Consider the following 6,741-nt stretch of genomic DNA (forward strand, 5'->3'; position numbering starts at 1 on the left):
CGCCGCAGCGGCCCGCACGCGCAGACGGCATTGCCGTGGGTACCTTCGATGGTATCGGCGCCGACGGCGGCGCCTTGGTCAGCATCGCCACGTTCGGCCTGAGCCGCATCCGCGCCCGCAGCATCAGCCCGCTCGATCCGAGCAATATTGGACAAGCGCTGGCGCTCGGTTTCGAGGGCGGCGATCCGATGCAACCGATTATATTGGGCCTGATGCTGGGCGCGCCGGCGGTGCCGGCACCCACCCCTGCCGACGTGCTCCTCGACGGCGAGCGCGTAGTGCTCACCGCCGAACACGAGATTGAGCTGCGCTGCGGCGATGCGGCACTGATTCTCAGCGCGGATGGCCGCATTCAGCTACGCGGCACGTACATCACTAGTCACGCCAGTGCGACACAGCGCATTTTGGGCGGCTCGGTCAATATCAATTAGGCGAGGTTCCCATTGGAGATTATCGTTGCATCAAGAAACTTAATTGTTGATATAGCTGTGGCCGCAGATGTCTCAGGTCGAGAGCATCTAGTCGTGATGACGAAAGGCACGTGGCAAATTCCGGCACCTGGAGAGCGTGCAAGGCCAATTCCGGCACAGGCAATAGAGCAAACAGATATCTATGTCGGAGATGCAGGTCAGAGCGCAATGCTCTACGGATCTGACATAGTTCGATTCAAGCCGCGCTGCGACGTGCTATTTAACGCGAGCGCCCATTCCCCTCATGGCGAACCTGTAAAGGAGTTGTCCGTCGCTTGGCAGGTGGGGCCGCTACGCAAAGGGGCAAAAGTCCATGGGGAGCGCCAATGGAAAAAGCGACTGGGGATGGTATCACTTACAAATGCCGAACCATTTACGCAAATGCCTTTGCATTTTGGAAAGGCGTTCGGGGGAACACGTAAGTTCAAGGAAGGCTGGGGGGCAAATGCGAAGACATTAACCGAGGCGCACCTAGTCAACCCTGCAGGGATCGGCTGGTTCGGTTCGCGAACCGATGAGGGCTATAATGGCCAGCCAGCTCCGAACCTGGAAGCACTAGACGACCCAGTGCGACATCCCAACAGTAAACAAAAACCAGTTGCATTCTCTGCCATCGCACGAAACTGGCACCCTCGCCCCAGTTACGGTGGAACTTATGACGAAGACTGGCGAAAAAATGTGTTCCCCTTTTTACCGGAAGATTTCGACGACCAATTCAATCAATGCGCACCAGACGATCAGCAAATGCCATATCCTAAAGGGAATGAGCAAGTTGTTCTCCACAACATGGTGGCTGGACGCTCCGATGTTCGCTTCAAGCTACCTAAACTCGACGCGCTTAATATTCGAATTTTGCGTACAGATTATAGTACCGAAGAATTAGTCGCCGTAGCTGATACACTATATTTCGAACCGGATCAAAAACGTTTCAGCGTCGTCTGGCGCGCTACGGTCCCGATTAAGAAGCGCATACACGAATTTTCTGCGGTTGCCGTCGGTTCAGTAAGCCAGAAATGGTGGCGCGACAAATCGATGGGGGTGGACAGCTGTACGGATTGTGTCCAAGCACCCGGCGAAGATGACTTGAGAGAAATCGCATGATGAATCGAAAAGAGAGCGAAAATCAATTGCCTGTGAGAAATAGCATGTTAGTTGCAGCAGCGGGACTATGCTGTGCAGTAGGCTATCAACTCGACGCTGCACAATGCGCTATGCGAGCAAACCTCGATCATTTTCAAGAAAGTAACTTTTATACTTTTTCATCTAAGCCAATAGTGGCGGCTATGCTACCCGATAGCATTTACGGAAATGAGCGTGCTCAACGCTGGATAGAATACGCAATTCGTGATTGCATGACTCAAATGAAAGAACCAACGTCTCTTTTCGACACGGCCCGTACTGCAATAATTATGCTTGTGGCAGATCAAAGCCGACCACACTCCGATTCGGCGATATCCGCAGAAAATATGTGCATAGTAATGAAAAGCTTGGCCCAAGAAATTTTTCAAAGCGATAAAGAAAAAACCGCCAATTTACATAATTTTACTGTTTTAACAGAGGGACGTGCCGGACTAGGAATGGCACTATTCAAAGCCGCGCAAATTTTGATTAACGAAGACATAGATCAGGTACTGCTAATCGGAGTAGATAGTTACCTAAACGCAGCCGACATAAATAGTAATCTGCATCAAAATCGCCTTTGCACAACCGAAAATAGTGATGGTTTTGTCCCTGGGGAAGCAGCTGCAGCACTATTATTGTGCCGTACGATATCTGGGAGCAACGGATTGCATATCCGCGGCGTCGGCATTGCCCACGAGCCAGGCAGACATGATGGAAGCATACCCTGTCGAAGCCAGGGACTTACGGCCGCGATAAGGGCGGCATGTGGGCAAGCAAACATACATCCAACTGATTTGGATTTTTATATTAATGACCAGAACGGCGAAAGTTTTTTTTCTCAAGACAGTACCAACGCGCTGATGCGTGTCATGTTCGGGGGGGGAAAGCTTGTCCATCTAACTTTGGCCGACAAAATCGGAGATGTCGGTGCCGCCGCTGGGCCATCGATGCTCGCATGGCTTCATAGGCTACTAAGTCATCCGGTTGATACTCCCGGACGGCTTGGACTGGCCCACTTAGCAAACGATGACGGAACACGCTGTGCAGTCGTTATCCAATATAATGGAGATAAATGAGATGGAAACAAATGTTTTTGCCAACAATCATGAAATTTGTTCGAAGGCGGCAGATGGAAAATCCGTCGCTGGGCCCGACTTGTGCTGGAGTCCCCCGGCTCCTCCATCTGGTCCTTTATTGCTCCCCTACGTTAACACGGCCTACGCAAAAGATTTAGAAAATGGATCGGCGTCGGTTTTTATCTGCGGGACACCAATTGCATTGCGTGACGTTTCATATTTGGCCCAGAGTGTTGGTAACGAACCCGCGACCCGAAATCTTGGCATGGGTGTTTCAAGCCATACTATCAAAGGCAATGCGTATTTTACCAACTGGTCAATTGACGTGAAAATAGAGGGATTAAATGTATGCCGTCACATTGATCCAATGACACATAATCACGGATAAGTCAAAATGCCCCCCCGCCCTAATGCCGTAAGAGCGACACCCCGAACGGCAACGTCCTCGCCCAGTGCAGTTACGTCTTCACCGCCCGCGAAGAACACGTCATTAGCTAAGAAAAATGCTACCAGCGCCAATGCTGGCGGCGTATATTTGGACACATTTAATACGGCTGCCGAATGCGCGAAAGATAGAGAGAGAGTCAAGGAGGCATGTGGACCTAAATCTGTCGAAAAGAAAAATGATGACCGGAATCGACATACTGGTCTAAAAAGTCAAATGCGGCGGATCATATCCAAGCTCGACAAAGTCGGGCAATCCATTTATGGTTACCGAAAAGACCATCCGATTGAAAATAGCTGGATGGATGACCATTGTGACGGAATGTGGATTAAGCCTCAACTCAACGGAGCAGATGATCCAAAGTACAAAGAAGATGTCGATAAATTTAAGGAAGACTTAAGTGGACTTGGCAAAACCATTGATCTATTTACCGAAAATCCCGAAAAGCTATTAAAAGCCGGTTTCGATGATTTGTTTCATCAAGCAGTACAAAAATATGGTAAAGCAGGAACCCTGAGAATAATTGCTATTGACACTTTTGAAGGACTCGTTGAAGCGGGAATTGGCAACAGAGCTGGGCCGGCAGCAAGGGGAGTGAAATGGGTAGCAAAAGGATTCGATTACTACGATAAAGCACAAAAAATTTCTAAAGTTTTAGGTACCGAGTCTGCTAAAGAAGTCCTTGACGGGATGAAAATGCTAACCGGCCATAGCAGAGAAATACTTGAGAAGTTGATGGCCATGTGGGTCGAAAAGCCTGATGTTGTGATGGCCGAACTTATGTCATTCAACGCTGAGGTGAATGCCTGCCTTAAAGCACGTAAATGTTTTTTTGTGCCTTTTAAGAATAATGCAAAAGATAAAGTGTCAAATGGGGGTGGATGTTGTCCAGGCCAGACTCCGCATCATGTAATACCAGACTCCGCTGTGAAAAATGCAGATTGCTTTCAATATAAATATGATAATGCTCCCACGATTTGTTTGGAAGGACAGGACAATCTGCATGGAAGTCATGGTCGCGCGCATGGCAAATTAGATGAAGCAATGACGGCTATTAATGGAATAAAAAAGCCACCTAAGCCGATTGCTTATGAGTCCATGAGAGTGCACGCCGTTAATGCAATCCGTGATTCTACGGAACAGTGTAATCCAGTGTGCTTAGCTAAGCAATTGGACTCATATTATAAAGATTGCAAAAATTTACTTGCCAAATCTGGAAAAGGTGGGGCAGTTCCAAAAGAAATAGTTGAGGACACGTTACCACCGCCACCGCCTTAAGGAGTCACCATGTCTGAAATTTCAATCGCTGAATTTAAACAATGTTTATCAGGATTCAATATTATTGATTGCGCAATTCACAGCAAAGAATATTTTTACATTATTGGAAGTGAAGATTATACAAAATGGTCAAAATCGAAGTGGGATTCCGAGTCCGAAGCACCGCCATCCAATGATGAGTTAATCAAGCATGTAATAGGATTCTCGCGAACAAATCCCGTGGGAAAAAGGATGGGTAGAGCCTCCGTGACTGGATTCGGACGAACAATGATTGAATGTGGGAAAAAACCGATTCGTGAGGCACTTGCGGTTACATTGGAAGGAGATGTTTTCTCAGCTGCGGCAGGAAAAAATAGTATCGAAAATGGAATGAGAGCTTGGGACGACGGCGGACCAAGTCGCGGTGGAATCCATAAGCTTAGGTCAATTGACGGTGTAGTGTATTTCTGTGGAGGCAACAATAGCGTAGGTACCCGGACAGGCATAGACAGTTGGTTCGGACATACCCATGCAATTGCAAATCCTAAGCGGAGCGACGGTTTGTACAATGCGCTTTATGATATTGATGGATTTAGTGAACAAGATGTATATACTGCAGGGACTGACGGTCAAGTTTTTCACTTTGACGGTAAGACATGGAAACAAGTCGCTATGCCCACCAATATTGAACTTTCGGCCGTCTGCTGCGCAGGTGACGACCAGGTTTACATTAGCGGACGCAAAGGGACGACATATATGGGGCGTGGCAACAAATGGACGCGCATTCATGAAGGAAGTCAAACGCTACCATTTCGAGATATGGTATGGCATGAGGACCGTGTATGGTGCACGAATGACAGCGGGGTATGGTTTATCAAAAATGATAAGGTCGAGCGCGCCAATCTTCCTGATGGCATAGGAGCTTATTCAGGAAATTTATCGAGTTCAGACGGAGTTTTATTGCTCGCTGGTTACGGAGGTGCTGCATTTTTCGAACATGGAAAATGGACCAAGATTTTCAGTGTCGCGGAGATGAGCCGATCGGTGCTCGAATAGACCAATTGAGAGGGCATCGCCCTTAATCGGTGAATTTGTGCAATTTATAACATTGCTTCATTCTTATCATTACCATTTATGAACTTTCCGTTTCAATTTCCAGTTATCGAGCCCCTAGTGGTCCGTCACGCTGAGGATGCTGCTTTTTATTGGTCACAACTGGACTGGACATTAAGCTCATCCGAGGTTGGCTTCGAGCGCCTAATGCACTTCAACTGTCTCCTCCAATCACATTTGGACGGTTTAATTGTTGCTGGAGCATTTGGGTGGAAAGTTTCCCTTAGCGGATTAGAACGCTGGCGTAAGGCCGGCGAAGCGTTTAGTTGCACATGGCTCGCACTGCGGTCCGGCAATATCGCCATGTTGGACCATATCATTAATCTGATGTGTCGGCATCCTGATCAGCTGGTTCGTGGAGTGGTTTCCGCCCTAGCCGCCTGCGATGCCGACCAATTTCCAACAATTGCCCAACGTTGGTCGCAAGTGGATGCGGCTCCTGCCGCCCAGGTAGCTGTATTGCGGGCTACCGCTTTAAGGGAAGGCGTGGCTGTCATACAGCTGAAGAATCTGCTGCCGACCTATCTACAGTCCCAAAACTCGCATATCCGCGCAGCTGCCTGTCGCGCTTGCGCCGTCGCATGTCAACCGGCAAGCATCATTCCCCTGCTTCGCGAGGCATTGAGCGACCCTGATCTGCAGGTGCGTGCCGAGGCATCCATCGCGTTGGGGAAGCTTGCCGACGCGGAGGCCGCATGTCCAGTTCTACTTCAAAGCGTGCTGATGCAGGCCAGCCTTTACAGCGGCGCAACCGGCGCCATACGTGCCCAAGCCAGCCGCCGCCTTCAACGCTGGGCACGCGAGCTTGCATGTCTCATGCCTATTGGTGCGCCTGAAGCCCGCGACATGCTGGCACAGCTCCCGCCTCGCATCGCCCTCACGTTCGCGCTATGGCATGGCGATCTGGCTCACCTGCCCTTCGTCATCGACCAGCTAGCGGATGAGGACGTCGGCCGCTACGCCGGCTGGGTATGGCAAACACTGACCGGAATCGACCTCACCGCCAGCGGCTTGGCCTTGCCGGAGCCCGATCCCGCGAGCCTGGACCCCGATCAATTAATTACCGAAACCCGGCTCGACGCCGACAGCGGACACCCTCAAGCGGACCAGGCTGCGGTACGAGCCGCAACAGCCGCCAGCCCGCACCTCGTCGGTCGCGGCAAACGCGTGCTGCTTGGCCGCGAGATCGATGCCAAAACCGCCCTCGACCTGCTCGAAAACGCCCCGCAAGCGATTCGCGCCATGGCCGCACAGATAC

Annotated in this window: 7 protein-coding genes; all 7 read left to right on the forward strand. The window is 50.2% G+C overall.

The window, feature by feature from the left end; translation table 11 throughout:
- Nucleotides 1-431 (forward strand): DUF6484 domain-containing protein (locus F2P46_RS35250; protein WP_208296914.1); only part of this gene is annotated, 431 nt, incomplete at its 5' end.
- Between the two features lie 12 nt (nucleotides 432-443).
- On the forward strand, nucleotides 444-1,571 hold the full coding sequence (locus F2P46_RS35255) for a DUF2169 domain-containing protein (RefSeq protein ID WP_166899114.1): 1,128 nt from the start codon (nucleotides 444-446) through the stop codon (nucleotides 1,569-1,571).
- A complete protein-coding gene (locus F2P46_RS35260; protein WP_166899116.1) occupies nucleotides 1,568-2,668 on the forward strand; it encodes a hypothetical protein in 1,101 nt (366 codons plus the stop codon). Before F2P46_RS35255 ends, F2P46_RS35260 begins: the two co-directional genes overlap by 4 nt.
- A gap of 1 nt (nucleotide 2,669) precedes the next feature.
- The gene (locus tag F2P46_RS35265; RefSeq protein ID WP_166899118.1) at nucleotides 2,670-3,056 is read left to right on the forward strand and encodes a DUF4150 domain-containing protein; all 387 of its coding nucleotides are present in this window, start codon (nucleotides 2,670-2,672) and stop codon (nucleotides 3,054-3,056) included.
- Between the two features lie 147 nt (nucleotides 3,057-3,203).
- Nucleotides 3,204-4,391 (forward strand): hypothetical protein, encoded by a 1,188-nt coding sequence (locus tag F2P46_RS35270; protein WP_166899120.1) that lies wholly within the window; start codon nucleotides 3,204-3,206, stop codon nucleotides 4,389-4,391.
- A gap of 9 nt (nucleotides 4,392-4,400) precedes the next feature.
- On the forward strand, nucleotides 4,401-5,426 hold the full coding sequence (locus F2P46_RS35275; protein ID WP_166899122.1) for a hypothetical protein: 1,026 nt from the start codon (nucleotides 4,401-4,403) through the stop codon (nucleotides 5,424-5,426).
- Between the two features lie 360 nt (nucleotides 5,427-5,786).
- On the forward strand, nucleotides 5,787-6,741 hold a 955-nt coding region (locus tag F2P46_RS35280; protein ID WP_166899124.1), incomplete at its 3' end, for a HEAT repeat domain-containing protein.

It is taken from the genome of Massilia sp. CCM 8734 (assembly GCF_011682155.1).
GTDB classification, from domain to species: Bacteria; Pseudomonadota; Gammaproteobacteria; order Burkholderiales; family Burkholderiaceae_D; genus Telluria_A; species Telluria_A rubra.